Annotated in this window: 1 protein-coding gene; it reads left to right on the top strand. The window is 66.0% G+C overall.

What is annotated here, in order from left to right:
• Positions 1 to 151: 151 nt before the first annotated feature.
• Positions 152 to 1,390, top strand: a complete 1,239-nt coding sequence (locus ACWCQ1_RS52095) for an IS256 family transposase (RefSeq protein ID WP_451030134.1) — start codon at positions 152 to 154, stop codon at positions 1,388 to 1,390.
• Positions 1,391 to 1,419 lie beyond the last annotated feature (29 nt).

The following is a 1,419-nucleotide window of genomic DNA, read 5'->3' as shown; positions in this document are numbered from 1 at the left end:
GATGGCGTCCCGCGTGATGGTGTAGCCGATCGGCGTTGAGTAGTGCGCCGGTGTGCTCCGGCTGGTGGCGCCCGCTCCCTGCGCACGGGGTGGGCCACCGTGCAACTCTCCCTGGTGAACGCCCAGTTCATCGAGGAGACGAGGTAACACGATGGCCCTGTCCCAGTCTGACTTACTCCGCTTGATCGAGTTACTGCGTTCGGCAGACGGACTCGAACTCGTCCGCGGCGTGGCCGAGCGGATGTTGCAGGAGCTGATCGAGGCCGAGGCCGCGGCGAAGATCGGTGCCGAGTGGAACGAGCACACCGACACCCGCACCAACTACCGCAACGGGCACCGGGACAAGACTTTGACCACGCAGGCCGGCGATCTGGAGTTGGCGATCCCGAAACTGCGGGCCGGGAGCTTCTTCCCCAGTCTGCTGGAGCGGCGGCGCCGCATCGACCAGGCTCTCTACGCGGTGATCATGGAGGCGTACGTCGAGGGCGTCTCCACCCGGAGCGTGGACGACCTGGTCAAGGCCCTGGGGGCGGACACCGGGATCTCCAAGAGCGAGGTCTCCAGGATCTGCGCGGCGCTGGACGAGCCCCTCGCCGCGTTCCGCACCAGGCCCCTGGACCACATCCGCTTCCCCTACATCTACCTGGACGCCACCTACTGCAAGGCCCGGGTCCGGCACCAGATCGCGTCGCGGGCCGTGGTGATCGCCACCGGGATCACCGAGGACGGTGGCCGCGAGGTGCTGGGCGTAATGGTCGGCGACAGCGAGACCGAGGCGTTCTGGACCGAATTCCTTCGCCACCTGCGCGAACGCGGTCTGAACGGGGTTCGTCTGGTCATCGGTGACCACCACACCGGCTTGGTCAACGCGATCCGCAAGGTGATGATCGGCGCCGCCTACCAAAGGTGCCGCGTCCATTTTTTACGGAACGTCTTCGGGGTGATCCCGAAGGACGCCGGTGAGATGGTCGCCGCGACCATCCGCACGATCTTCGCCCAGCCCAACGAGAAGGCGGTCAGGGACCAGGTCGACACCGTCGCCGAGATGCTCGGTGGCCAGTTCCCCAAGGTTAAGGCCATGTTGTTGGACGCCAAGGACGATCTCACCGCCTTCGCCGTGTTTCCCGAACGGCACTGGAAGAAGATCCAATCGACCAATCCGCTGGAGCGGATCAACCGGGAGGTCAAGCGCCGGACCGACGTCGTCCAGGTCTTCCCCAACGACGACGCGCTGCTGCGGCTGGTGAGTGCTGTGCTGTTCGAGCTGCACGACGAGTGGATCGCCTTCCCCCGCCGCTACCTTCCCGAGGGCAGCATGGACGAGCTCTACCCCGGACTCCCCGAGAGCGCCCCCGCGCTCCCCAACACGACGAACACTCCCACCAGTTGATCGGCTACACCATCACGCGGGACACGACC

This window comes from Streptomyces sp. NPDC002144 (assembly GCF_053593695.1).
The sequence above is the reverse complement of the archived record's forward strand: the minus strand, read 5'-3'. Positions and strand labels throughout refer to the sequence as shown.

Coding starts and splice junctions, on each gene's coding strand:
- ACWCQ1_RS52095 (WP_451030134.1), top strand. CDS start 152: ATGGCCCTGTCCCAGTCTGACTTACTCCGCTTGATCGAGTTACTGCGT.